The organism is Streptomyces asoensis (assembly GCF_016860545.1).
GTDB lineage: Bacteria > Actinomycetota > Actinomycetes > Streptomycetales > Streptomycetaceae > Streptomyces > Streptomyces asoensis.
The window spans coordinates 2,124,065-2,146,235 of the sequence record NZ_BNEB01000002.1; the positions used below are offsets into that span (position 1 = coordinate 2,124,065).

The window sequence follows — 22,171 nt, forward strand, 5'->3', positions numbered from 1 at the left end:
GAACTCATACCGGGGAGACCGCACGGCAGAGGGTGATGCGGACCTTCAGCGCGGTGCGGGCGTCCATCGCACGGTAGCCCTCGGGCACGCCGTCCAGGCCGACGCTGCGGTCGAAGACCGCGCCGGGGTCCCCGTTCGGCGACCACGTCGGTGGCACCGAAACCACGGGCGATCGCGGTCCGTGCTTCGTGCCGGCCCAGTGCGGTGATTCGGCCCGCGCCGAGCCGCTGGCCGGCGAGCACGCCGCACAGGCCGACCGCGCCGTCGCCGACCATCGCGAACGCCCGGCCGCACACCGGCCGTCACGGCCGCGTGGTGGCCGGTGCTCATGACGTCGGAGAGGGCGAGCAGGCCGGGCGGCAGCTTCAGCCGCCCTGCGGGCAGGAGGTGTGCAGGCCCTCGCGGCAGAAGTCGCAGGTGCCGTCGGACCACACGAACGGGGCACAGCGCACGAACCCGCCATCGCCGCCGGCCTCGCCGCACTTCGCGGTCTGGGTGACAGCACGGCACAAGCAACGCGAGCTCCCTGGCAGAATCCGAAAAAGATCTTGTCCTCTTTGAATCCAGCTTCCCGCCGCCGATGGAATGCGTCTCCAGCAAACCCGAGCAGCTCTCCATCGGAAAGGAAGCACCCCCCATGACCAGTCGTGTTACGGGCACCGCCCTGACCGCGGGAATCGCCGTCGCACTGTCCGTGGCCGCCGGCGCGCCCGCGCTCGCGCAGCCGCAGGCCTCCGACGACAACCAGGCCACCGTCTCGGTACTGCACGCAGTGCCCGGCCTCACCGTCGACGTCTACGCCGGAGACAAGGAGCTCATCCCCGACTTCAAGCCGGGCACCCTCACCGACCCCATGAAACTCGATGCCGGGTCGTACGACATCAAGATCTTCAAGGACGGAGAAGGGCCCGGCGGCACACCCGCCATCGAGAAGACCGTGGACGTACCCTCCGGCGCCAATGCCACCGTGGTGGCTCACCTGAACGCTCAGGGCGAGCCCGCACTCGACGCCTTCGTCAACGACACCTCCAAGGTGCCCGCCGGTAAGGCCCGGCTCACCGTGCGCCACGTCGCCGCCGCGCCCGCCGTCGACGTGCGTGCCGACGGAACTCCGGTGTTCAAGAACCTGGAGAACCCCAAGGAGGCCAAGGGCGACGTCGCAGCGGGAACGATATCCGCCGACGTGGTCCTGGCCGGCACGAACACGGTGGCCATCGGTCCCGCGGAACTGGACCTCGGCGAGGGCACCAATACCGTCGTCTATGCCTGGGGCAGCGCCGAGGACAAGAACCTGGCCCTGAAGACGCAGACGCTGACCGGCATGCACTCCGCGCCGGACGGAGTGCCGGCCGGTGAGAGCGGGCAGGCCGCCGCCCACAACGAGAGTCTGCCCATCGGCGCCCTCTCCCTGGGCGCGGTCTCCGCTCTGGGCGCTGCCGGATTGCTGTGGCGGCTGCGTTCTTCCACACGGTAAGACGAGCTACGCCGCGTGGGTGCTGCCCCTGGCCCGTCAGATGCAGCACCCATCCGGCCAAGGCAGGGAGACATGTTCTTTCTCGTAGGCAGACCCGGGTCACGACGTTCCGTCCTGGCGGGGCTGGCCCTGGCGCTCGCCGGACTCGTGGTCGCCGCCGTGCTCCTTTCGCGTTCTTCGGACGGTCCCGTCACCAGACCTGCGGACTTCGGTGCAGCCTCCGGCGGGAGCGCCTCCGCGCCTTCCCGTACAGCCCAGCCACCGGCTGCCCCGGCTGCCGGGAACAGCGAGCGGGGCACGCCATCGCCTTCCCCCTCGATCGAGCCCGAGCCCACCGGGCTGATCCTGCCCCGCCTCGGTGTCCGGGCACCGGTGGACGCGGTAGGAGTGGCCCCCGACGGGCAGACGGAGGTGCCGAAGGACCCGCAGCGCGTCGGCTGGTACAGGTTCTCTCCTGCTCCGGGCTCGGCCGAGGGGTCCTCAGTGATCGTGGGCCATGTCGACTCCACCGGGTACGGGTTGGGCGTCCTGGTCGCCCTGAACGAGGTGAGGCAGGGTGATCGGGCGATCGTGCAACGTGCGGACGGCAGCCGTGTCGAATACCGCGTCACGGCGCGCCGCACCGTGGGAAAGAAGGAGCTGGCCGGCTCCGAGGCGTTCCGCAGGGACGGCCCGCCGGTCCTGACGTTGATCACGTGCTCCGGTCCCTACGTGCCGGAAAAGGGCGGGTACCAGAACAACCTGGTGGTCACCGCCGGACAGGTACCTGAATGACCGCGCCGGCATGGGGCGGCTCAGGGGTTCTGGCGGCTAGTGTGGCTGCCGTGAACTCCGCCACCGACGAGGAGCTGGCGCGTGGCTTCGCGGACGGCGACGAGTCGTGCCTGGCCGAGGCGTACCGCCGCTTGGGTGCGTTGGTCTTCACCGTGGCGACGCGGAAACTCGGAGACGCGGAGGAAGCCAAGGACGTCACTCAGCAGGTCTTCGTCGGCGCCTGGCGCGGACGCAAGAGCTACGACCCGCAGCGCGGCTCTCTGAAGACGTGGATCATGGGTATCACGCACAAGAAGATCGCCGACGCCCTGACCCGGCGTTCGCAGCATCAAAGGAATGTGGAAGCGGCCACGGTCGCGGCCACACCAGCGACGCGGGAGCCGACCACCTCATCCGACACCGTGCTCGACCACGTCCTGCTCACCGACGAATTGGAAAAGCTTCCCGAGCAGCAGCAGACGGTACTGAAAATGGCGTTCTACGAGGACCTCACACAGGCTCAGATCGCCGAACGGACCGGACTGCCGTTGGGCACCGTCAAGAGTCATACGCGACGCGGGCTGATCCGCATGAGGAACCGATTGGAGGTGGACGGTGGAACACCTTGACGAAGAGACGCTCGCGGCGATGGCGCTCGGGGAGAGCCCGCCCTCCTCCTCCGCCACGCAACACCTGAGCCGGTGCGACCGTTGCAGGCGGCAGCTCGACGCCTACGCCTACGTCATCACGACCGCCAAGCCCACCTCGGTCCCTGATGACGAACTGCTCGAACCTCCAGCGGGCCTGTGGGAGTCCATCGCCGAAGAGCTGCACATCGCTCCACACCATGAACACCCTGCCGACCCCGGTCACGGCACCCACCGCCCCAGCCCTCCGCACGAGACAAGGAGACATCTCTCGGCGGCCGATGACACCCGTCAGGGCGGCGCGACAGCCACGTCGGCTGCGCGCCGGTCACGCCGGACGGGGCGCTTCGCGGTGACGCTCGCCGCGTGCGCCGCCCTGCTCGGCGCGGGCGCGGGCAGTGCCATCACGTGGTGGGCCACCCAGAACAGTGCGACCAGTGCCCCGGCTGCCACGGACGGCTCCAGGCTCGACTCCTTGCGGACCGGCTCGACGGGTTACGCCCGCCTCGACGAAAGCGACGGGCACCGGACCCTCGACGTCGCCGTGAAGGGGCTGCCGCCGAACCCCGGCTACTTCGAGGTCTGGCTCATGGACCGCTCCCACACCAGGCTCATCTCCATGGGAGTACTGGGACCCGACGGACGGGCCGCTCTGCCCGTACCCGACAACGTCGACCTCTCGGACTACTCCGTGGTCGATGTGTCCGTCCAGCCCTACAACGGCAAACCCGACCACTCCGGCGACAGCATCGTCCGAGGCCCCTACGCCGGCTGACTCCTCCCTGACATGATCCTCTCCGACCCGTGCGCGAACTGGAGAGGATCATGCTGCATCTTCTGTCACTGCACTACACGGCCCCGGAACGAGCCGCAGAGCCCTTCATCCCTGGCCACGTCGCCTACCTGGAACGGCACCACCAGAATGGGACCTTCCTGATCTCCGGTCGGACCGTCCCCACGTCGATCGGCGGCGTGATCATCGCCCACGGCGTCGACCGCCCCGCAATCGAGCAGATCACCGCGCAGGACCCCTTCGTCGTCAACGGCGTGGCGGAATACACCATCACCACGATCACTCCGGGACGAGTCCACCCTGCCCTGGACTCACTGCTGGCCCCGGGCTGTTGACCATCGCCGGCCCTCGCCACCCGGCCACGACGCACCGCGCAGCCGGACGGGAAACGCGAGGGCACAGCCGCTGGATCGCGTGCTTTCGCCCGGCGTCATCCGCACCCACACCCTGGCCCCGCTCCGCGCGAGCGCGTCGGCGCGGGTTCAAAGGAGGTGGTGCCCCGGTGGTCGATTCCGGCCCCAGGAATCAGGGCGGCCGGACAGGCACACGACTACGGCGATGTCCTCACGCCGAACCGAACGCTCAACTTCCGCCCCGAGCGCGGCAACCAACGCCGATCCACATCGTCGTGTCGGCCGTTGTTGGACTCCCGGCGTTCGAGCTGAATATCCATCAAGGGACGTAACTACCTTGCGCAAAGCACGAATAGCCACTGTCCTCGGTGGCATCGCCGCCGCAACCTTGCTCACGATCGGCAACGCCTCGGCCGTCAACTTCGAAATCGACGAGGCCGACGCCACACCGTTTGACGGCAGTGTTCCGTCAGCCATGGCGTGCGCCCACAACTCCGTGGGCAAGGCCTGCTTCCGCGAGGTCGGGGACTGGTTCGAGATTGTCGACGAGAAGAAGGACGATCACGCGACCCTCGCTGCCTGGCGCCTCGTCTACCCCGAGAGCCAGGCGACCATTCGACAAGGCACCATCTGGAACACGGCCGGTTTCCAGACATACCGGTACCAGAACAAGGACCTCCACGAGGGCTACATCCTTGAGCTGCGGGTCTGCGCCGGCGAATGGCACAACAAGCATGTCATCGACAGCTCGTGCAGCGCATGGACGACGACCAAGTCCTGAATGTCGACGGTCACGTAATTCCCCGCGGCTAACTTCACGTAGTTCCCCAGGACGTCGTCCCTCCGCTGGGGGCACCGGCTTCGTGCGTCGGGAACCTGGACGATCGGCTGATCGTCTTCTTGAGCATGCCCCGCGTTCTAATTCTTGGAATCGACCCGCGTGCAGTGCCCGGGATGGACGGAGACGCCATCCGAGCGGCCCTTGAGCAGGAACTGGCCAGATTCGGCGATCACGCCATCGATGCGTCCATGACGCTGATCGAGCTGGACGAGTCGGCCGAGTCGACGATCGTTGCAGCGCTGTCCGAGCACAGCTGGGACGTCGTCGTCATCGGGGGTGGGATCCGCAAGCCGGAGCCGCTCATGCCGCTGTTTGAGCAGGTCGTGAATCTGGTTCGGCGGCATGCGCCGAAGGCGGCGATCGCGTTCAACACGAGCGGCGGTGACAGCGTCGAAGCCGCTCAGCGGTGGCTGTGAGCCGGAGTGTGTCGACGGTGATCCCTCAGGGGCTGTGGCCACGCAACTGCCCAGCCCCTGAGGTGGTTTCGCCTATTTGACCGGGGGCTTGGTCGGGTCGGTAGGGCCCTTCGGTCGTTTGTTGGGTCGGTAGCTGGGGCCGTTCATGATGACTTGGTGGCTGGCGTTGATCAGCCGGTCGAGGAGGGACTCCGCGACGACCGGGTTGGGGAAGAGGGGATACCAGTCGCTGGGTGCCCTGTTGCTGGTGATGATCAGGGACCGGCCCTGCCGCTCGGAGACGAGTTCGTAGAGGTCGTCGGCCTGGGCGGCGGACAGCTGGCGCATGGCGAAGTCGTCGAGGATGAGCACGTCGGGCCGGATCAGTTCGCGGATGCGTTTGTCCCAGGTGCGGTCCGCGTGACCGCCGGCGAGCTCGGCCAGGATGCGGCTGGTCTTGGCGAAGCGGACGTTGGCGCCCTGGCGGATAGCCTGGTGGCCGAGGGCCTGCGCGACGTGTGTCTTGCCGACCCCGACGGGGCCGAACAGGATGACGGACTTGCCGGAGTGGAGCCAGCGCTGGGCGGCAAGGTCGCGGATCTGTGCGGCGGGCAGCTTCGGGGAGGCGTTGAAGTCGAAGCCCTCCAAGGTGGCCTGCTGTTCGAACTTCGCTCTGCGCAGGCGCCGTTCGAGGGCGACGGACTCGCGGCGGGTGATCTCGTCGTGGCAGAGGACCTGGAGGAAGTCGAGGTGTCCGAGCTCGCCTTTCTGGGCCTGGGTGAGGCGGGCGTCGAGTGTTTCCAGCATCCCGGACAGCCGCAGGGTCTTCAGCGAGTCGCGCAGGGCGGTGGTCATCACGCTCATCGCACGGCCTCCTCAGCGTCACCGTGGTCCTGGTCGTCGTGAAAGTCGCCCAGAGTCTGGGTGGGGACGGTGGTGGCGAACAGGCCTTCGGGGCCGTGCAGGAAGGCCGCGGCTCCGCCGTCGCCGGTCTCGGGCTCCGGATCGGTCTCGGTGCCGGCAACCAGGATCCCTTTGACGGTGCGGTAGGAGGGGTCACCGACCGTGATGGCCTTGATGCAAGCGGCTTCCAGACGGGCATCGCCGTACTTCTTCCGCAGTCCGAGGACCCCCTGGGCCGCGCGGAGCCGGTAGAGAGCGTTGACTTCCAGCAGCTGGTCGATGACCTCACGGCAGGCATCGCCGACCTGTGATGCCTGGCCGCGGCACCAGATCGGCGTCCGCATCTGGAAGGCGATCTTCTCGGGCGGGTAGTCGTTCTTGTCGGTCCGTTTGCCCTGCTCCAGGGCGGCGTGGGTCTTGACCAGCTCACCCTCGTGGAAGATCTGGACCATGGTGGCGGTGGAGCGGACATCGCCCCGGCGGCCGATGAGTTTCCAGGGCACCGAGTAGAGGGTGCGGCCGACCTTGACGTGAATATCCGTCCCCACCACAGCAGTTGACCATCTCGCCAGAACGAACGGCGTCTCGGGCAGCGGCACAAGAGCCTTGGCCTCCACCGCCTCGAACACCGACAACGGCTTCGCGCCGCCCAACGGTCGGCACTGCCGTTGGCCTGCGACATTCGTCGCCCAAAGCAGGGCCTCGGCCTGCATGTGCTCCAGCGAGGTGAACCGGCGCCCGCTCCAGAACGAGTCACGGACATAAGGCATGGGCCGCTCGACCCTGGGTTTGTCCTTCGGCTTCGAGGCGCGGGCCGGATCGACCAACGTGCCGTAGTAGGCGGCAAGTTCGGCGTACGACTTGTTGATCTGCGGGTCGTAGAGGTCCGGCTTGTCCACCCCGGTCTTCAGGTTGTCCGGGACCAGACGCCGTGGGACGCCACCGAAGAAGCGGAAGGCTTCCGCATGCGCGAGGGTCCAGGCGTGCTGGTCCATGTGCACCGCCGGGCGGACGAACATGTGCCGCGAGCTGGGGAGCACCATCACGAACGCCCAGATCCGGTGACGTTTCCCGGTGGCCGGGTTGATCCACTGCCCGAGGAAGCCGTAGTCGATCTGGGCTTCCGAGCCCGGCTCGACAACATCCCGCAGCACCGTGATCTTCGAGCGGGCCGCCTCGTCGGGCAGGTTCTCATGCACCCAGCGGCGGAACGTCGACAAGGACACCTTCAACTTCCCCTCGTCCCGGAGCCGTTGGTGGATCGTGGTGACCGTCGTGGTCTCCAGCAGCGACTTGACGTAGTCGCGGTGCGGTTCGATCTCGCCCCACCTGACCTGGTTCAGCTGTCCGGCTGGCCAGCTCTGGGAACCAGCTCTTGAGCAGCTTGGCCCAGTCTGTCTCACTCATCGGCGGGCCGCCCGGGGTGATGCCGGCCTCCTCGGCCGGGGCCAGGTACTTCCTGACCGTCTTGCGGTCCACCCCCAGCGAGGCGGACACCTGGCTCTTGGAGCGGCCTGCGTACCAGTGCACGTAGATCTCGACGATGTCGATCACGGTGAATGTTCTCCTTGCCATCCGGCGTGTCCGTCGACCTCTCGGTTCGCAGGTCGAGGGACCGCGACGTCTCCGAGAGGGCCAGGACCCTCAACCCGAGCACCGGCATGCCCCCGGATCGCGGTTGTCTCCTCTGCCAGGGATGCGCAGGAGCTCGGAACGACGATTGCCGTGGTGGAGGAGCCAGGCGACTGCGCGTTCGACCGGTGGTCTCCAGCGCCGGTAGTCGGCTTGCCAGCCGGGGTCGGTGGTGGCCTGGCGGCGGGCAGCCGCGAGCAGGTCGTGGTGGGGGCGGACGGTCACGATGCGGCCGGCCTTGGCTTTGGTGCACCGCTCACGCAGGGGACGTCCGGTGCACAGGTTCCCGAAAGCCGCCTTGCGCTGGTTGTGCTGCCCGCCGGGGTCCGACAGCGCAACTGTGTGTCCCGCGGGGCAGGTCACCGTGGCGGCGGCGGTGCTGATGACGAAGTCGTCCAGGGTGAAGCCGCCCAGGACAGCCGCCCGTAGCGGCGCGGGTTTGAAAAACAGCAGGTGGCCTGCTGCTTCGAGGGCCTGGCGGGCCTCGCCGGTGGAGTAGGCGGTATCACCGAAGGCGTCCACCGGCCTGTCTTCCCCGGCGAGCAGGTCCACGCCGACGGTGGCCTCGTGGTGCTCGGGCCCGACGCCGGGAGTGAGGGCCACAGCGGTGTATAACGCGGTCTCCGGCTCGATGGCCAGGAAGCGGGCCTCGACGCGACCGGAACCGTGCTGGTGGACGCCGTTCTTGGGGTGAACGAGGTCTGCGCCCAGCGGCCGGTGGGGGCGGCGGCTCCCGCACCACCCCGTGGCGGCCCCTGGTCACCGGTGACCTCGCCCAGCGAAATTTCATGGACCCGAAGGCGCAGACTCCGACGCGGCCGAGGTCGGATCTGGGTCCTGGTCGCTCAGCCTTTCGCCCATGTCAACTCCTTGACGAACTCCGACAGCTCCGGGCGCAAGGCGGCCAGTTCGCGCAGATCGGAACAGAGTTCGTCCGGTTCCCACGGATACCGCATCGCCGGCAGCGCCCGGTTGTACCAAGCACGGGCCTGGCGCGGGCCACCGAGTGCCGCGCAGTACACGGCGACCTTGCCCGCGCCCAACCCGTACCACCGCTCGCTGGTGCCGAGGTCACCGCGCTCCAGGCGCAGCGCCAGGCCGATCTGCCGCCGTCCGTGCTGCTCCTCGCCCGTTGTCAGGAGTGAGAGGCCGTGCTGGTAGCGATACCAGGCCGTGTCCGGCTCCGCCGCGCTGGCCGCTCGGGTGTCCGCGGCGGCCTCTGAGAGGCGGCCGAGCCCGCGCAGTGCCCGGGCGCGGCTCAGCAGCAGAAGGGGCGTGTCCGCTTCCCGCAGCAGGGGCAGAGCCTGCGCGTAAAGCCCCTGGGCCACCATCGCCTCGGCCTGCCGGGCCGACACCTGGGCGTCGTCGGGCCGCAGGTCACGGGCCCGGGTGAAGACGTCGAGCGCTTCGTCGAAGCGGCGCACGCGCAGCAGGAATCCGCCGTGGGCCAGCAACGCGAAGACCGAGTCGTGGTCGAGCTCCACCGCGGCGGCGAGGTCCGCCTCGCCGAGGTCGCCGCGGCCCAGCTGCCACAGCAGGGCGGCCCGTTCGTGGTGAACCGGGACGAGGGCCCGCTCCCGCTCCGCCGGGCCGAAGAGGCGGAGGGTTCGCGTCGCGATGTCCACGGCCGCCGGGCCCTCGCCCAACGCGTCGAGGTGGCGCATCACCGTGAGCGAGGCCCGTACCGTTGCCGTCCGACGCGAGGGGCCTGCGTCGCTCTCCGCCGCCGCGGTCAGCCGGTGACTCGCGGCTTCCACCAGCGCGGCCGGAGCGACGGCCGGATCCTGGGTCACCAGGATCCGCGCCCGGTGCAGCAGCACTTGGGCGAGCAGACCGTCGAGGACCGGGTCGTTCAGCCAGAGGGGGGCGGGTGAGCGCAGGAGTCTCGCGGCGTCGTCGTAGCAATCGGCCGCCGTCGCGTCCGAGCCGAACTCCCGGTGCAAGGCCCCGATCCTGGCGAGAGAACCGGCCAACCGTGCCGGTTCGCCCGGAACACGCGCGGCCACCACCCGGGCCCGGACCGCGGCCTCCTCCAGGGCACGGGGCGCCGCCGGGCACGGCCCGTGGTAGCCGGCCGCGGTGATCAGCTCGTCGGCGAGGCGGGGTTCGACAGCCACGCGGTCGACCCTGACCAGGAAACGAAGCATCCACATCCACGTGGCGTGGGCGGTCCGCGCAGCCGCCGGGTTCGACGCGGCGAGTGCTCGTCGCGCCCGGTGGGCCTCCGCGGCGATCGCCTGGTCCCACTGGTGTGCTTCGGCCAGCGAGGTCAGCGGTCCATGAGCGGCGCGGTCCTCCCATGCCGGCCGGGGCGACACGGGTCGCCACAGAAGCGGAAGGGCCCGGCCCACATCGGTGGCCTCCCACGTGGTGCGGCCCTCGGCGGCCGCGGACCGGGCGGCCGTGGCCAGTGTCCGGGCGGCCAGCGGCGTCAGGGGGAGCGGTCCCCGGAGCGTGTCGGCGGGGTCGGTCGAGCCGGCCAATGCCGCCGCGAGGTGTTCGGGGCCGATCCAGGCCGCGCCCGCCCCCTGTGCATGGGCCTGTGCGGAGGACGTCAATGCGTGTACGGAGGAGGCGGCCGGCAGCCCGGTCGGGGACTGCCGCACGAGGTGCTCGATGTCCACACCGGGGTGCCCTTGTACGCGGGCGGCCTGTCGAGCGGTCAGCAGAAGACGGACGGCGGCCGGTGTGGCGCGGCAGCGGAGCACACGGTCGGCCGCCGTTTCGCCCGGGTCCCCGGACGCGACGGATGCAGACGGGTCCACTTGGGCGAGGATCCCCTCCGGCCCGAGCAAACCCGTGGTCGCGGCCGCATGCCGGGCGGCACGGGCCACGGCGCTGCGGGCGTCAGGAGTGAGCAGTTCGAGAGGGAAGCCGGGACCGCTCCAGCGGATCTCGGGGACCGGGCAGAGGGAGGCGGTCGGGCTGTGCCGGTGCCGAACCCGAAAGTACGCCTCGTCGAGGTCCGCTCCCCCTGTGCCGAGGAGTGCCGCGAGGCCCCCTCGGCGGGAAGCTGTCAGGGTTTCGAGCAGTCGCTCCGCGGCGAGACCGGTCTCACCGGCGTGTGCGGCGGCCGCCCGGGCCCGGCTGAGGGCCGCTCGCAGGTCGCGGTCCGGTTCCGGCACCTTCCGGGCTCCGGGACCGCCGTCGGCTCCGTACTGCGCGCGCAGCGCGCGGCGCAGTCGCCCGGCGTCGAAGCCGCACGGTTCCGTCAGCAGCGCGCACCCCGGCTCGTCGAGCAGGACGAGAAGGAGGTGCCCTGGCGTCACCTGTCCGTGTCCCAGGGCGTGGGCCTCCGCCATGGCCGACAGCACCGGCCAGCACCGCCCGCCGGTGAGCCGGTCGACACGCGTCAGCCAGCCGGGAGGCTCCACCAACAGGCGCGGCGCCACCAGGCGGGGCGGTGCGAGCTCCGTGGGGTCCCGCCGGACCGCCTCGGCCGCGTCGGGCAGCGTCGGACCGCCGGTCGGTCGGGCGGTCGGGGGCTCGGCGCCCGGCCCGCTGGCGGCCGCCGGGATCGGTGCGCGTGTCCCGGCCACGCCCCCCGGCGGCCGAAGAGGCGTGCGAGCAGACGGCGAGTGGGCCACCCCGAGGTCGCGGTGGTCCGAGGTGGCATGGTGGACGGCGGGAACGAGGGCGGGCTCGGCCGGGCCGATCCTGGAGCCGGGTACCGGGCCATGCCGAGGGTGCGTGAGCAGACTGTTCCGGACGCGGACGAGAGCGGGGGCGAACACTGTCGGCTCGACCACGCGGAGTCTCTCGAACAGCCGCTGTGCCACCTGTGTATGGGTGCGGGCTTCCTGAGGGGTGTGCCATCCCTCCCACCAGGCGGCCTCGTCCTGTCCGGCAGCGGTGTCGCTCCAGGTGCGGGTCTCGTGGCGAAGCCTGGCCCACGCGCGCTGGGCCACCGGGTCGGCGAAGACGGCGGCGCGCCTCTCGGGGGCGTGTCGTCTCCCGGAGGTGGGCTGCTCGTCCGTCTCCGTGGGCGAACGGCGGTCCAACTCGTCGCGGTAGATGCGCAGCCGTGCCGTCAGAAGCGGATCATCGAAGTGCTCCGCGAGGTGACAGGCGGCACGGCGGGCGATCCTGTCATCGCTGGCGGGTGCGTACCCTTCGTCGATCCGCTGCCGCATTTCGTCGGCCTGCGCCTCCGTCCACATCCGCACGGCGTGCCGCCAGCGCACCGGCAGACGGACGCGCCACCAGGTGAGGACCCGCAGGGACGTGAAGACCACATGGCGGTACACGCCGGTCTCCTCGGCCGCCCGGTGGAACGCGTCCGCTGCCTCCCCCGGGGAGCCCGCGCGGGCCAGGCGGTGCCCGGCGGCCCGGTGGAGGGCGAACAGGGCGCGCTGGTTGCCCGCCCGGATCCGTTGGCCGCTCAGTGCCTCCGCCACCGACCTGTATTCGTTCTCGGGATCCACGGTCAGCCGCCGGTTCCGAAGATGGATCACAGCAGCCGTCGTGCGCAGCAGTTCATCGGTGTCGCGATTTCTCTGGGTGAACGACTGGGCTGCGCGCAGGGCGCCGCCCGCGCTGTCGCGATCGTCCGACTCGTCGAGGGCCCAAGCACGAAGCGTCTGGGCGCGCACCACGCGCACGGCGTCGGCTCCGAGCGGGAGGGCGGTGGAGGCGACGGCGGCTCCGGCGGCGAGCTCCGCGGCCAGCACGGGACAACCCGAGCGCAACGCGGCCTCCGCCGCCCTGCCGAGCAGGGGGCGCAGACAGTCGTCCCCCGGTGAGTGCGCCGCGAGGATCTCGAGATACTCCTGGAGAGCGGTCGCGGGCCGGCCTCTTCGCAGGTCCCGGTCGGCGTGCGCGATACGGTCGCGCGCCGAGTGGGGACATCGGATCCCTGGAGAGACGCCGAGCGACCGCAACGGGGACGCCGCCCAGAGCCGGAGGGGACGCTCCCACAGTGTGCGGCAACAGACGGCGGCGAGGAACGGCAGGTCCGGTAGGTCGAGCCACAGCCAGGCGGCAGCGGCCGCGGGCACGCCGATGACGTGGTGGCGGGGCAGCAGCCAGGCGACCGCGACCAGGGCGGCCGCGACCGGCCAGGGCAGGTGGAGGAAAGCCCACCACGCCCCCGCCGCCAGCGGAGCCAGACCGAACAGGGAGACACCTACAGTGCGAAGCGTCACGACCGGCCGCCGACCCCGCTGTACGCGAACGACTGCCATGCAAAGGGATGTCCTCTGCGGGTGCGGCGCCACCGCCGCAGGTGCGTCAGCTGCATCTCGCGCAGAGCGTCGACGGGCGCCACGCCCTGAGCAACACGTCGCGCCATGCACCGGGCGGCCCGGTTGAGCTGCTTGGTCTCCGGCACCGTGTACAGGGTGCAGATGACATGCTCCGCGCCGGAGAGCAGGAGGGCGGAGCCGAAGCCGAGCCACTCGGTGACTCCGGTCCGTACGGCCTCCGTGCCGGGCGGGGGCTGGAGGCCGAGGCTCTCGCAGCCCACGGTGATCACGTGGGACGGTACGGGGAAGGCCGGTCCCTCCGCCGGCCCGGCCTCGGTCCGGGCGGGCACCATGTCGGCCATCGCGACGCGGGCCGCGCCGCCCTCCGCTTCGGGACGGACACGTAGCCCGCCGAAGTAGGGATTGTCGGGTTCCGGGTCCACGTGGCCGACCAGATACAGCAGGCCGTGGTCCTGGTGGAGGGCACGGAAGACGGACGACAGCTCGGACTTGGTGCAAGGGCCCTTCTGGATGTGGCGGGCTTCGGGAGGCGGGTGGAACACACCCGTCACTCCGTCCTCGGCATCGGGACGCAGAACGGCCAACCTCATGGGTACCGGACCGCCCCGGGTACGGGGACGGCGGGTGAGGCAGTGGTCGACGGTCGCCCAGCCGGGTACATGCAGCACTCGTGCGGAGTCCACGACGCGGTGATCCCGGCCGGGGATCAACGGGAGGGCCGCGACAGGGATGTGGCTCAGCCCCGCGGGCAGGGAGACCACGAGCGTGGCGGGCTCGGGACCCGACTCGGCGAGCCCGGTGGCCAGCGGAGGCGGCAGGAAGGCCCGGGACACGCGGCTGAGCAGGGCCAGTTCGGGGACGGCTGCGGCCTCCGGGCGGCCTCGCGACGTGTCCTCGGCGGAGCTGCCAGGGTCCGACAACGGTCCCGCGCTCACCCGCTCGCGGAGTGCGGCGTTGCTCTCGCCGGGGCGTCGCACGGGCAGTGCCGCGCGCAGTTCGCCATCCGCGCGCGCCGCCTCGGATGCGGGGCCGATGGACCGGTCGCCGTACGACCAGCGCCCGTCGGGCGACCGTACGGCCCAGTAGTACCTGTCCTTCACGGTGATCGCGCTCCAGTACCAGCAGCGGCCGGCCAGGGCGAACAGCGCCCGGTCGAGGTCGAGAACGCCGTCGGTGCCCGTGGTGCCGGGCAGCAGGCGCCGTCCGCCGATCGCGACGGCGGGAGGACGGCGTACCGGGCTCAAGCCCAGCTCGTACAGGGCCGAGAGGTTGTCCGTCCTGGAGCCGGGCGACGGCCCTGCTCCGACCGTCGGCTCGAGCTCAGTCGCCGTGACTGCGTCCAGCAAGGCCAGATGACGGTCGAGTTCGGATGCGTCGAGCCGTCGGGGCAGCACCTCGCCGCGGGCGGTCTCCAACATCTCCGCGACCAGCGTGGCGGTGTCCGCTCCGGAACCACGGCTCGCCAGGCGCAGCGCCGTGGCGTACGCAGTGAGCTGCATCCGTTCCCACAGTCGGCGCCCGCGTGCCTCTCCCACCCGGTAGCGCGCCTCGTGGACGGCGATGAGCGCGTGGACGGCCTGGGTCAGTGCCGCTTCCTCGTCGCCGTCGAGTTCTTGCGCCCGGGCGAGGGCCAGCCGTGCGGCTACGGCGGCGAGAGGGCGGTCGGCGGCGCGCAGCATGGCGAGTGCCGCCAGCGCGTCGCGTCGCGCGTCATCCCTGGTCGACTCCGTCTCGACCAGCACGAACGCGGCCTGTAGGCGTCGGCGGACCGACTCCTCGTTTGTCTCATGGATGTCGGCGCGGGCGTCCGAGTGATGGGCCGTGGCCCGCAGCGTCTCACGGGCGCCCTCGGCGTTGCCCACCCGCACCATGAGCTGAGCCAGCCACAGTTCGGTCTCGCGCAGCAGCCGCTGGTCGAGGGTGCGCACCGCGATGAGCCGCATGGCGTGGATCTCCCCCAGGAGTTCCACCAACGGAGCCGACTCCAGATGGCCTCGGACGTGTTCCAGCCACAGCCGACGCGCGTGTCGTCGGCAGCGGCGGGGGCTCAGCAACCCGAGGGCCTCCGTCCTTGCTTCGGCGGCCGCGGACTCCTCGCCGTTGCGGAGCCGGAAGCGGGACAGGTCACCCAGACACCAGCCCAGCACGGTGCCTCCCACGTTCCGGGCCTCTTTGACGGCCTCACGGGCGGCGAGCAGCGCCTCGGACTGTTCGTCGCGCAGGAACAGCACATGTGCCCGGGCCATGGTCAGTAGGGGGACGCACTCGGCGGGGAGCCCCTCCGCGGACAACCGCTCGACGAAGGGAGCGCATGCCTGCCGACCGTTCGAAGCGAGGTCCAGTGCCGTGGCGAAGAGCGACCACCGTCCTCTCAGGACCATCGAGAGTCTGGCCCGCCACGGGATGAACCCGAAGACCGGGCCGACCGCGGTCCAGGTCTTACCGATGACACTGCGATGCAGATGCACGGCCTGAATCAAGGTGAGCGCGATGGCGTAGCAGATCGCGTCCAGCCACCACCATGCCGGGTCCAGCCATGCGGCGGTCAGAGGGGGAGCCGCCGCCACCAGTACGGCGGGCCGGGAGACCCGGACGAGGCGCCACAGGGCAGCCAGCGGGCCGCAGGCCAAGCCCATGACGACGACAGCCGGCTGCGCCAGGCCGACGAACCGCAGCAGCTGTGCGACGGCCGTGCCGATGACCAAATGGTCGAGGAGGGCGGGGAGGAGGGCCGCCCGCCAGTGGATGTGCAGGCTGTCCGCGTGCCAGAGACCGATGGTCCTGCCCGTCGTACGACGTCTGCTCAGCATGAGGGTGCCCTTGAGGGAACGAGGCAGCAGGGACAACGCATAGCTCGTGGAGATGCCCGTCATCGCGAGCAGGACGTCCTGGAAGCTGATGGTCTCCTCGGCCGCACGGTCCTCGGCACCGCCCCGTCCGGCCAGCCAGCGCTCGGCCGCCTCCTCGTCGCACATCTCCGGGGCGAGTCGTCCGGCTCGCGCGGATGTCCGCTCAGTTGACATCGCTCTCCTCGCGCCCGGTCCTCGGAGTGTGCCCACGCCGTCGCGCAAGGCCGACGAAGACGTCGTGCAGCGCCTCAATCGCCATGGCACGGTTGTCACGGGTGAAGGAAACCCTCGACAGCGCCGGGTCGGCCCGTTCCACGCGCCTGATCAACAGCAACATACGGAACCCGAAGGCTTCGAGGGCCGTCCAGGCGAGCACCAACCACACGAGGAACGGAGGGACGAGCCACGCGATCAGCACCCGCGCCGCCAGCCACACCGCGAGGGGCGAGCTGCGCAGTGATCTGCTGAACGGCGCATAGGCCAGGATGGGCCACCACCAGCCGTACTCGACTGTACGGAGACCCACGGCGAGGAAGCAGATCGCCCCCAGGGCGTACTCCACAACCAGTGACGCGGTCAGCACACGCACGCGCGACAGGGCCAGAGGTGTGCCGAGGTCCGCTCCCTCGCGCAGTCCTTCGGCCGACATCAGCCTGCTCAGCAGCGGTGAGCCTCGCTTGCCGGTGCGCACGGCGAGGTCGGCCGTGCTCGGCGGCGGAGGCAGCCGGAACGCCTCCTGCCCCGTCTCTCCCGCGCGTCCGTCCGTTCCCCTCATGAAGGCGGCGTCTCCACCGGACCCGCGGGACCGGTGCCGGGCCGCGGCGCTCAGTACGAAGTCGGCGGTGAGTCCGAGGCGGTGGAACGGGGTGCTCCCGGAGACTTCGGCGGTGGTCTCGGCCAACGCGGCCACGAGATGGACCGACGTGACGTGCGCATCGCCGGTCAGCCGTGCCCAGCCGGGCAGTTCAAGCAGGAATTCCCGTAAGTCGTCAGCCGGGAGCGGGGGTTCCGCCGGACCGCCGCCGACCGGGAAAGGGCGGGCTGCCGCCTCCCGGGACCAGCTGAGCCGCTCGGCGGGGATGCCGCCGGCGAGCAGCACCGTGCGCCAGCCGGCGGGTTCCTGCGCCGCGCCCAGAGCAGCGATCAGGTGCTCGTGGCGCACGTGAGGGGAACGGTCGAGCGCCGCCGCGTACTGGGCGCGCAACACCAGGGCGGCGATCTCGGAGCTGACGCGGGCACCACCCCAGCGTTCGCCGAGGACAACGGTCATGAGGAATCTCCCTGGGCGGGCACCGGCAACGGCTCGGGGTCGGCGATGGGATCGGGGGAGGACGGGGGCAGCGGGGGCGACGGCTCCGCCGTCTCCCGCGGCAGGTAGCTGACGGTCAGGAAGGAGAGCCGTCGGGCGCTCACCGCGACCGCGTTGACCTGAGGCAGCACGGATGCCTCGGTCTCTCCCGGGGGGCGGTACAGGATGTCCCCGCGCAGGGTCAGCTCACGGTCCCCGTGCTCCATCGGCACGCGGCTGTAGCTGTGCAGCACACCTGCCAGATATGTGCCGTCCTCCAATACGCAGCCGACGTAGACCTCGGCGTCCGGGTGTTCGCGGAAGAGCAGCCACCAGGAGGAGATCTGCGGTTCCAGCCGACGGGCCCGGTCGTCCCATCGCTGTCTCACGGTTCTCGGGAGCGATTTCGACCAACGGCCCGCACCCGCCGCGTACGCGAGGGCGCAGGCGATGGCCATGGCGACTGCTCCCCAGACCGCGACTGCGTCGAAGTGCACAGTGGCGTAGGCCTGCGGGCGGCCGACGAGCGCGCGGAAGGAGGGCGAGAACCACAGGTCCAGGCGGGATCCGGCCTCCAGCGCGGCCACGACGACGACGTCCACGACGACACTGGCGAAGAGGATCGACACCAGTTCCTGGAACGCCGTGTACACACGGCCGGGCACATGCCGGGCCAGGGCGCGGTGGTAGACGTAGCCGGGAAGAGCGAGAACGAGCAGCAGCATGAGGCCGGCGACGCTGGTGGGGATGGCTGCCTCCTCGGACGGCGAAAATCGGTGACGGATTGTCCACCTCGCCGGGTGCGTCCCGATAGTATGCGGGCAGAATCATCCCCGCTCACCCTCTTTGAGGAGAGAAGTGCCGGAGCAGTACGATGAGTTGACGTCCGTCCCCCTGGAGACCAAACCTCCCGGGGAGGCCTGCGAGCCGGACGGGCTCGAGGAGGGCCGGGACGATCCGCTGGGGGACCCGCTGGGTGATCCCGTCCCGGTGGAGAAGCCTCCCCGCGCCTCGGCGCCCCCACCGCCTCCGCCTCCCGCACGCCCCCGATAGTCGCGGCGCTCGGCGGCACGGGCTGGGGCGGGCCGGAGGTACCGGCCCGTCCACGGTCCTGGGGTATCGCTTTCGGGGGGCGGGTCAGGGCAGCTTGATCGGGGTGGAGTCGTCGCAGTATCCGGCCGTCGAGCCCGCGTTCTTGCAGCAGTAGCCGAGGTGGTGGACTCGCTCCAGCACCTGATCGACCTGGGGCACACCAGGATCGGCTACCTCCGCGGCGAGGAGGATCTGGCTGCTGATCGTGGCCCTGCTCGCCCGGAACGGCGTGCCGTTCTCCCAAGTGTCCGCGCACCGGGCGACGCTCGAAGAGGCATACATGCAACTCACCCGGGACACGGCGGAGTACCGGGGCGTCCCGGCGGGGGAGGCCACGCGATGACAGACACCCCCAACACTGGTGGCCGAGGGCGTCGCGTGCGCCGTCGGCCTGGTCTCCGCCGCGGTCACCGTTCCCCTCGGGGAAGGCAGTGCGCTCGGCAGGGGCTTCCGTGTCTTCCCCGTCACCGCGGCGACCGAAGCGCGCGTCGTGGCCGGAACCGGCCTGCTCTGCGCAGCCGCCGCCGTGCTCGCTCTCGGCGTCGGTGCCCTGCTGCGGCGCAGCGGCCCGGCGGTCGCCCTCGTCACCGCGTCGATCGTGCTGCCCTTCCTGCCGGCCACCTCCGGCGTACTGCCCCCGGACATCTCCCGGTGACTGCTGCGGGCCACCCCGCCCGCGGGCTTCGCCGTCCAGCAGACCCTGCCGCAGTACACGCAAGTGCTCAGCGTGTACGAGCCGTCGACCGGCTACTACCCGCTCGCCCCCTGGGCCGGCCTCGCCGTGCTGTGCGGATACGCCGTGCTCGCCTTCGGCCTGGCCGTGGTGCGGCTGCGCGGGAGGGACGTATGAGCCTCCGAAGCGGTGCACGACCCACGAGCACGGCCGACGGGGTGTGGCGAGAGGACTTCGCCCGCGCCCTGCGCGCGGAGTGGACGATGCTGCGCACCGCAGGGGAAACGGGCAGGTTGCTCCTGATCGGCCTCGTGCTGACCGCGGCCGTCGGCGGCGGCAGCGTCAAGGCCGTGAAGTGCCCGGACGCGGGGTGCGGCCAGGACGCCGTCAAGCTCGCCCTGACCGGCGTCACTGTCGGGCAGGCGGTCATCGCCGTCTTCGCGGTGCTGGCCGTCAGCGGCGAGTACGCCACCGGGATGATCCGGACCACGCTCATCGCAGTGCCGAACCGGACGCCCGTCCTCACCGTGAAGGCGACGATCCTCACCGCGGTCGTCCTGGCCTCCGGCACGGCTGCCGTCCTGGCCTCCCTCCTCGCCGGCCGCCACATCCTGCCCGGCAACGGCTCCACCGAGGCGCACGGCTATGCCCCACTCTCCCCGGCCGACGGCCCGACCCTGCGGGCGGCCGTGGGCTCCGTCCTCTATCTCGTCCTGATCGCCCTGCTCGGCCTCGGTGTGGCGACGGGGGTACGGGACGCGGCGAGTGCCGTCGGGATCGTGCTCGGGCTGCTCTACCTCTTCCCGACCGTCGCGCGGGTCGTCGGTGACCCGGAATGGCAGCGTCACCTCCACCAGATCTCGCCCATGACCGCCGGGCCGGCGATCCAAGGCACCGCCCGCCTGCACGGTCTGCCCATCGGTGCGTGGGCCAGCCTGGGCGTGGTCGCCGCGTGGGCCGCGGCCGCGCTGCTGGTCGGCGGCCTGGTCCTGCACAGGCGCGACGCGTAACTGAATCGGGCCGACCGCGAGTGCGGTGATGTCGGATCCCCATGACTTCAGAACGAGAAAGAGGCTGAACGGCCCGCCGCATCGTCCCGTACGACCCAAGACCCGGCCGGTCCGGTGCCCGCAGTCTGGTGCCGCAGACATCGGCGGACATCCCGGGAGGGCGACGGACATGAGTGTGCGCGTGGGCATCAACGGCTTCGGCCGCATCGGACGCAACTACCTCCGCGGCGCACTGGAGCGCGCGGAGAGCGGCACCGGAACGCCGATCCAGGTCGTGGCGGTCAACGACCTCACCTCGCCGGCCGCGCTGGCGCACCTGCTGGCGTACGACTCCACCTACGGACGGCTCGGACGCACGGTCGAGCACGACGAGACCTCCCTGACCGTGGGCGGTCACCGCGTCCGCGTGACAGCCGAACGCGACCCCGCCGCACTGGGCTGGGCAGATCTGGGGGTGGACGTCGTCATCGAGTCGACGGGACGATTCCGCACGCGTGAGCAGGCCGGTCGGCACCTGGCGGCCGGTGCTCGTAAGGTGCTGCTGTCCGTGCCCGGCAAGGATGTCGACGCCACCGTGGTCATGGGTGTCAACGAAGGTGCCTATGATCCCGACCGTCACCACGTGGTCTCCAACGCGTCCTGCACCACCAACTGCGCGGCTCCCATGGTGAGGGTGATCGACGACTCCTTCGGCTTGGTGAAGGGTCTGATGACCACCATCCACGGCTACACCAACGATCAGGTGGTACTCGACGGGCCGCACAAGGATCTGCGGCGTGGCCGCAGCGCCGCCCTCAACATCATCCCCACGTCCACCGGTGCCGCCCGCGCCGTCGGCCTCGTCCTGCCGGAGCTTGCCGGAACGCTTGACGGAATCGCCGTACGGGTCCCGGTCGAGGACGGGTCGCTGACCGACCTCAGCCTGATCCTGGAGCGGCCGGCGAGTGTCGAGGAGATCAACGCGGCGTTCCGTGAGGCCGCCGACGGACCGCTGAAGGGAATCCTGCGCGTCTCGGACGCGCCGATCGTCTCGCGCGACGTCGTCGGCGATCCGGCCTCGTGCGTCCTGGACGCTCCGCTGACGCAGGCGCACGGAGAACTGGTGAAGGTCTTCGGCTGGTACGACAACGAGTGGGGCTACACCAACCGGCTGCTCGACCTCACCCAGTACGTCGCCGACCGGCTTCCGCGCAACTGACAACTTCACCCCCGACTCCCGCGCACTCTGGAGGACCGAACCATGCGCATCGTCGTCGCCCTGGGCGGCAACGTACTGCTGCACCGGGGCGAACGCCCCGACGCCGCGGTCCAGCAGGCCAACGTCGAACGGGCCGTCATCGCCCTTGCCCCACTGGCCAAGGACAACGAACTCGTCATCACCCATGCCAACGGCCCCCAGATCGGCCTGCTCGCCATGGAGAGCGTCAGCGACCCCGCCCTCAGCGCCCCGTACCCGCTGGACATCCTCGGCGCGCAGACCCAGGGCATGATCGGGTCGCTGCTGGCCCGGTCCCTGCGCGGCGCCCTGCCGGGGAGGCAGGTCGCCGCGCTGGTCACGCACACCCTGGTACGCACGCACGATCCGGCCTTCCAGCGGCCCACCGAGTTCGTCGGCCAGGTCTACCCCAGGGATGTCGCGCATGCCCTCGCCCGCAAACGCGGCTGGCACGTCTCCAGGGACACCGCAGGATGGCGCCGCATCGTCCCGTCCCCGGCTCCCCAGGGCATCGTCGAGACCGACACCGTCCACACGCTCCTGGACAGCGGTGCACTGGTCGTCTGCTGCGGAGGCGGAGGCGTCCCGGTCACGTCCGACCGCATCACCGGCGAGCTCACCGGTGTGGAAGCGGTCGTCGACAAGGACCTCACGGCCGCCTTCCTGGCCGAGGAGCTGAAGGCGGACTTCCTGCTGATCCTCACCGACGTCCCGAACGTGTACACCGACTTCGGTACGCCGCGCCAGCGGCCCCTTCTCGATGTGACACCAGCGCAGTTGCTCGACCGGGCCGGTCCCGCAGGGCCGATGAGGCCCAAGGCCGAAGCCGCCGCACGATTCGTCGATCGGACCGGCGCTCTGGCCGCGATAGGCGCCCTCGACGCCGCGTACGCGATCGTCCACGGCACATCCGGAACTCTCGTACGACCGCAACTGGTCTTCGAATAGCGGGCATCAGTGCGGTCGGGGCAGGGGAGACGGGGCCCGCCGGCCGAGGGGCCGCGACCCATGGTCCCTGCCGGCCCCAGCGCACGAAGCGGAGACTCGA

At 70.6% G+C, this 22,171-nt stretch carries 20 protein-coding genes and 2 pseudogenes; 12 read left to right on the forward strand and 10 right to left on the reverse strand.

Annotated features, from left to right (window positions below; all coding sequences use genetic code 11):
- Positions 1-4 precede the first annotated feature (4 nt).
- Together Saso_RS39045 and Saso_RS12395 are read right to left on the reverse strand one after the other, a co-directional pair.
- Positions 5-157 (reverse strand): hypothetical protein, encoded by a 153-nt coding sequence (locus Saso_RS39045; RefSeq protein ID WP_372442434.1) that lies wholly within the window; start codon positions 155-157, stop codon positions 5-7.
- A pseudogene (locus Saso_RS12395) lies at positions 129-443 on the reverse strand (IMP dehydrogenase); the annotation flags it as partial. The gene Saso_RS39045 and the pseudogene Saso_RS12395, both read right to left, overlap by 29 nt.
- Before the next feature lie 194 nt (positions 444-637).
- On the opposite strand from Saso_RS12395, the gene Saso_RS12400 reads away from it, so the two are divergent.
- The 7 genes from Saso_RS12400 (at position 638) to Saso_RS12430 (ending at position 5,277) form a co-directional block, all read left to right on the forward strand.
- Entirely contained in the window at positions 638-1,474 is an 837-nt protein-coding gene (locus Saso_RS12400; protein ID WP_189919381.1) for a DUF4397 domain-containing protein, read from the forward strand.
- Between the two features lie 72 nt (positions 1,475-1,546).
- Positions 1,547-2,248 (forward strand): class F sortase, encoded by a 702-nt coding sequence (locus tag Saso_RS12405; protein ID WP_189919382.1) that lies wholly within the window; start codon positions 1,547-1,549, stop codon positions 2,246-2,248.
- Positions 2,245-2,856 carry a sigma-70 family RNA polymerase sigma factor gene (locus Saso_RS12410; RefSeq protein ID WP_189919383.1) on the forward strand — a complete coding sequence of 204 codons (612 nt, stop codon included), beginning with the start codon at positions 2,245-2,247 and terminating at the stop codon, positions 2,854-2,856. The genes Saso_RS12405 and Saso_RS12410 overlap by 4 nt, the downstream gene beginning before the upstream one ends.
- The gene (locus Saso_RS12415; protein ID WP_189919384.1) at positions 2,843-3,649 is read left to right on the forward strand and encodes an anti-sigma factor domain-containing protein; all 807 of its coding nucleotides are present in this window, start codon (positions 2,843-2,845) and stop codon (positions 3,647-3,649) included. Before Saso_RS12410 ends, Saso_RS12415 begins: the two co-directional genes overlap by 14 nt.
- Before the next feature lie 29 nt (positions 3,650-3,678).
- On the forward strand, positions 3,679-4,002 hold the full coding sequence (locus tag Saso_RS12420) for a YciI family protein (protein ID WP_230426619.1): 324 nt from the start codon (positions 3,679-3,681) through the stop codon (positions 4,000-4,002).
- Positions 4,003-4,357: 355 nt separating this feature from the next.
- On the forward strand, positions 4,358-4,801 hold the full coding sequence (locus tag Saso_RS12425; RefSeq protein ID WP_189919388.1) for a hypothetical protein: 444 nt from the start codon (positions 4,358-4,360) through the stop codon (positions 4,799-4,801).
- Between the two features lie 125 nt (positions 4,802-4,926).
- Positions 4,927-5,277, forward strand: coding sequence for a hypothetical protein (locus Saso_RS12430; RefSeq protein ID WP_067253547.1), 351 nt, complete (start codon positions 4,927-4,929; stop codon positions 5,275-5,277).
- A 72-nt stretch (positions 5,278-5,349) separates the two neighbouring features.
- Here the strand turns inward: Saso_RS12430 and istB are convergent, their stop codons facing one another.
- The 8 genes and pseudogenes from istB to Saso_RS12470 all read right to left on the reverse strand — a co-directional run bounded on the left by istB (position 5,350) and on the right by Saso_RS12470 (position 18,506).
- Positions 5,350-6,120 carry an IS21-like element helper ATPase IstB gene (gene istB, locus Saso_RS12435; RefSeq protein WP_189919390.1) on the reverse strand — a complete coding sequence of 257 codons (771 nt, stop codon included), beginning with the start codon at positions 6,118-6,120 and terminating at the stop codon, positions 5,350-5,352.
- A 62-nt stretch (positions 6,121-6,182) separates the two neighbouring features.
- Positions 6,183-7,713: pseudogene (gene istA, locus Saso_RS12440) on the reverse strand (IS21 family transposase); the annotation flags it as partial.
- A 90-nt stretch (positions 7,714-7,803) separates the two neighbouring features.
- Positions 7,804-8,394 carry a transposase gene (locus tag Saso_RS12445; RefSeq protein WP_189919392.1) on the reverse strand — a complete coding sequence of 197 codons (591 nt, stop codon included), beginning with the start codon at positions 8,392-8,394 and terminating at the stop codon, positions 7,804-7,806.
- Positions 8,395-8,636: 242 nt separating this feature from the next.
- The gene (locus Saso_RS12450; RefSeq protein WP_189919394.1) at positions 8,637-12,935 is read right to left on the reverse strand and encodes a tetratricopeptide repeat protein; all 4,299 of its coding nucleotides are present in this window, start codon (positions 12,933-12,935) and stop codon (positions 8,637-8,639) included.
- On the reverse strand, positions 12,932-16,018 hold the full coding sequence (locus Saso_RS12455; RefSeq protein WP_189919396.1) for a CHAT domain-containing protein: 3,087 nt from the start codon (positions 16,016-16,018) through the stop codon (positions 12,932-12,934). Before Saso_RS12455 ends, Saso_RS12450 begins: the two co-directional genes overlap by 4 nt.
- Positions 16,008-17,114: a hypothetical protein gene (locus Saso_RS12460; RefSeq protein ID WP_189919398.1), complete on the reverse strand. Its 1,107-nt coding sequence runs from the start codon at positions 17,112-17,114 to the stop codon at positions 16,008-16,010. Before Saso_RS12460 ends, Saso_RS12455 begins: the two co-directional genes overlap by 11 nt.
- The gene (locus Saso_RS12465; RefSeq protein WP_307822227.1) at positions 17,111-17,944 is read right to left on the reverse strand and encodes a DUF6338 family protein; all 834 of its coding nucleotides are present in this window, start codon (positions 17,942-17,944) and stop codon (positions 17,111-17,113) included. Before Saso_RS12465 ends, Saso_RS12460 begins: the two co-directional genes overlap by 4 nt.
- 325 nt (positions 17,945-18,269) lie before the next feature.
- Positions 18,270-18,506: a hypothetical protein gene (locus Saso_RS12470; RefSeq protein ID WP_189919402.1), complete on the reverse strand. Its 237-nt coding sequence runs from the start codon at positions 18,504-18,506 to the stop codon at positions 18,270-18,272.
- Positions 18,507-18,585: 79 nt separating this feature from the next.
- On the opposite strand from Saso_RS12470, the gene Saso_RS12475 reads away from it, so the two are divergent.
- The 5 genes from Saso_RS12475 (at position 18,586) to Saso_RS12490 (ending at position 22,071) form a co-directional block, all read left to right on the forward strand.
- A complete protein-coding gene (locus Saso_RS12475; RefSeq protein ID WP_189919404.1) occupies positions 18,586-18,879 on the forward strand; it encodes a hypothetical protein in 294 nt (97 codons plus the stop codon).
- A 72-nt stretch (positions 18,880-18,951) separates the two neighbouring features.
- Positions 18,952-19,074 (forward strand): hypothetical protein, encoded by a 123-nt coding sequence (locus Saso_RS38750; protein WP_268253201.1) that lies wholly within the window; start codon positions 18,952-18,954, stop codon positions 19,072-19,074.
- Positions 19,071-19,907 carry an ABC transporter permease subunit gene (locus Saso_RS12480; protein ID WP_229901146.1) on the forward strand — a complete coding sequence of 279 codons (837 nt, stop codon included), beginning with the start codon at positions 19,071-19,073 and terminating at the stop codon, positions 19,905-19,907. The genes Saso_RS38750 and Saso_RS12480 overlap by 4 nt, the downstream gene beginning before the upstream one ends.
- A gap of 169 nt (positions 19,908-20,076) precedes the next feature.
- Entirely contained in the window at positions 20,077-21,105 is a 1,029-nt protein-coding gene (gene gap / locus Saso_RS12485; RefSeq protein ID WP_189919407.1) for a type I glyceraldehyde-3-phosphate dehydrogenase, read from the forward strand.
- Positions 21,106-21,147: 42 nt separating this feature from the next.
- On the forward strand, positions 21,148-22,071 hold the full coding sequence (locus tag Saso_RS12490) for a carbamate kinase (protein WP_189919409.1): 924 nt from the start codon (positions 21,148-21,150) through the stop codon (positions 22,069-22,071).
- The last annotated feature ends 100 nt before the right edge of the window (positions 22,072-22,171 follow it).

Bases quoted from the DNA above. Each gene is read 5' to 3' on its own strand.
- Saso_RS12400 (WP_189919381.1), top strand. From the start codon at position 638: ATGACCAGTCGTGTTACGGGCACCGCCCTGACCGCGGGAATCGCCGTC.
- Saso_RS12405 (WP_189919382.1), top strand. From the start codon at position 1,547: ATGTTCTTTCTCGTAGGCAGACCCGGGTCACGACGTTCCGTCCTGGCG.
- Saso_RS12410 (WP_189919383.1), top strand. From the start codon at position 2,245: ATGACCGCGCCGGCATGGGGCGGCTCAGGGGTTCTGGCGGCTAGTGTG.
- Saso_RS12430 (WP_067253547.1), top strand. From the start codon at position 4,927: ATGCCCCGCGTTCTAATTCTTGGAATCGACCCGCGTGCAGTGCCCGGG.
- istB (WP_189919390.1), bottom strand. From the start codon at position 6,120: ATGAGCGTGATGACCACCGCCCTGCGCGACTCGCTGAAGACCCTGCGG.
- Saso_RS12455 (WP_189919396.1), bottom strand. From the start codon at position 16,018: ATGTCAACTGAGCGGACATCCGCGCGAGCCGGACGACTCGCCCCGGAG.
- Saso_RS12460 (WP_189919398.1), bottom strand. From the start codon at position 17,114: ATGACCGTTGTCCTCGGCGAACGCTGGGGTGGTGCCCGCGTCAGCTCC.
- Saso_RS12470 (WP_189919402.1), bottom strand. From the start codon at position 18,506: ATGTATGCCTCTTCGAGCGTCGCCCGGTGCGCGGACACTTGGGAGAAC.
- Saso_RS12480 (WP_229901146.1), top strand. From the start codon at position 19,071: ATGAGCCTCCGAAGCGGTGCACGACCCACGAGCACGGCCGACGGGGTG.
- gap (WP_189919407.1), top strand. From the start codon at position 20,077: ATGAGTGTGCGCGTGGGCATCAACGGCTTCGGCCGCATCGGACGCAAC.
- Saso_RS12490 (WP_189919409.1), top strand. From the start codon at position 21,148: ATGCGCATCGTCGTCGCCCTGGGCGGCAACGTACTGCTGCACCGGGGC.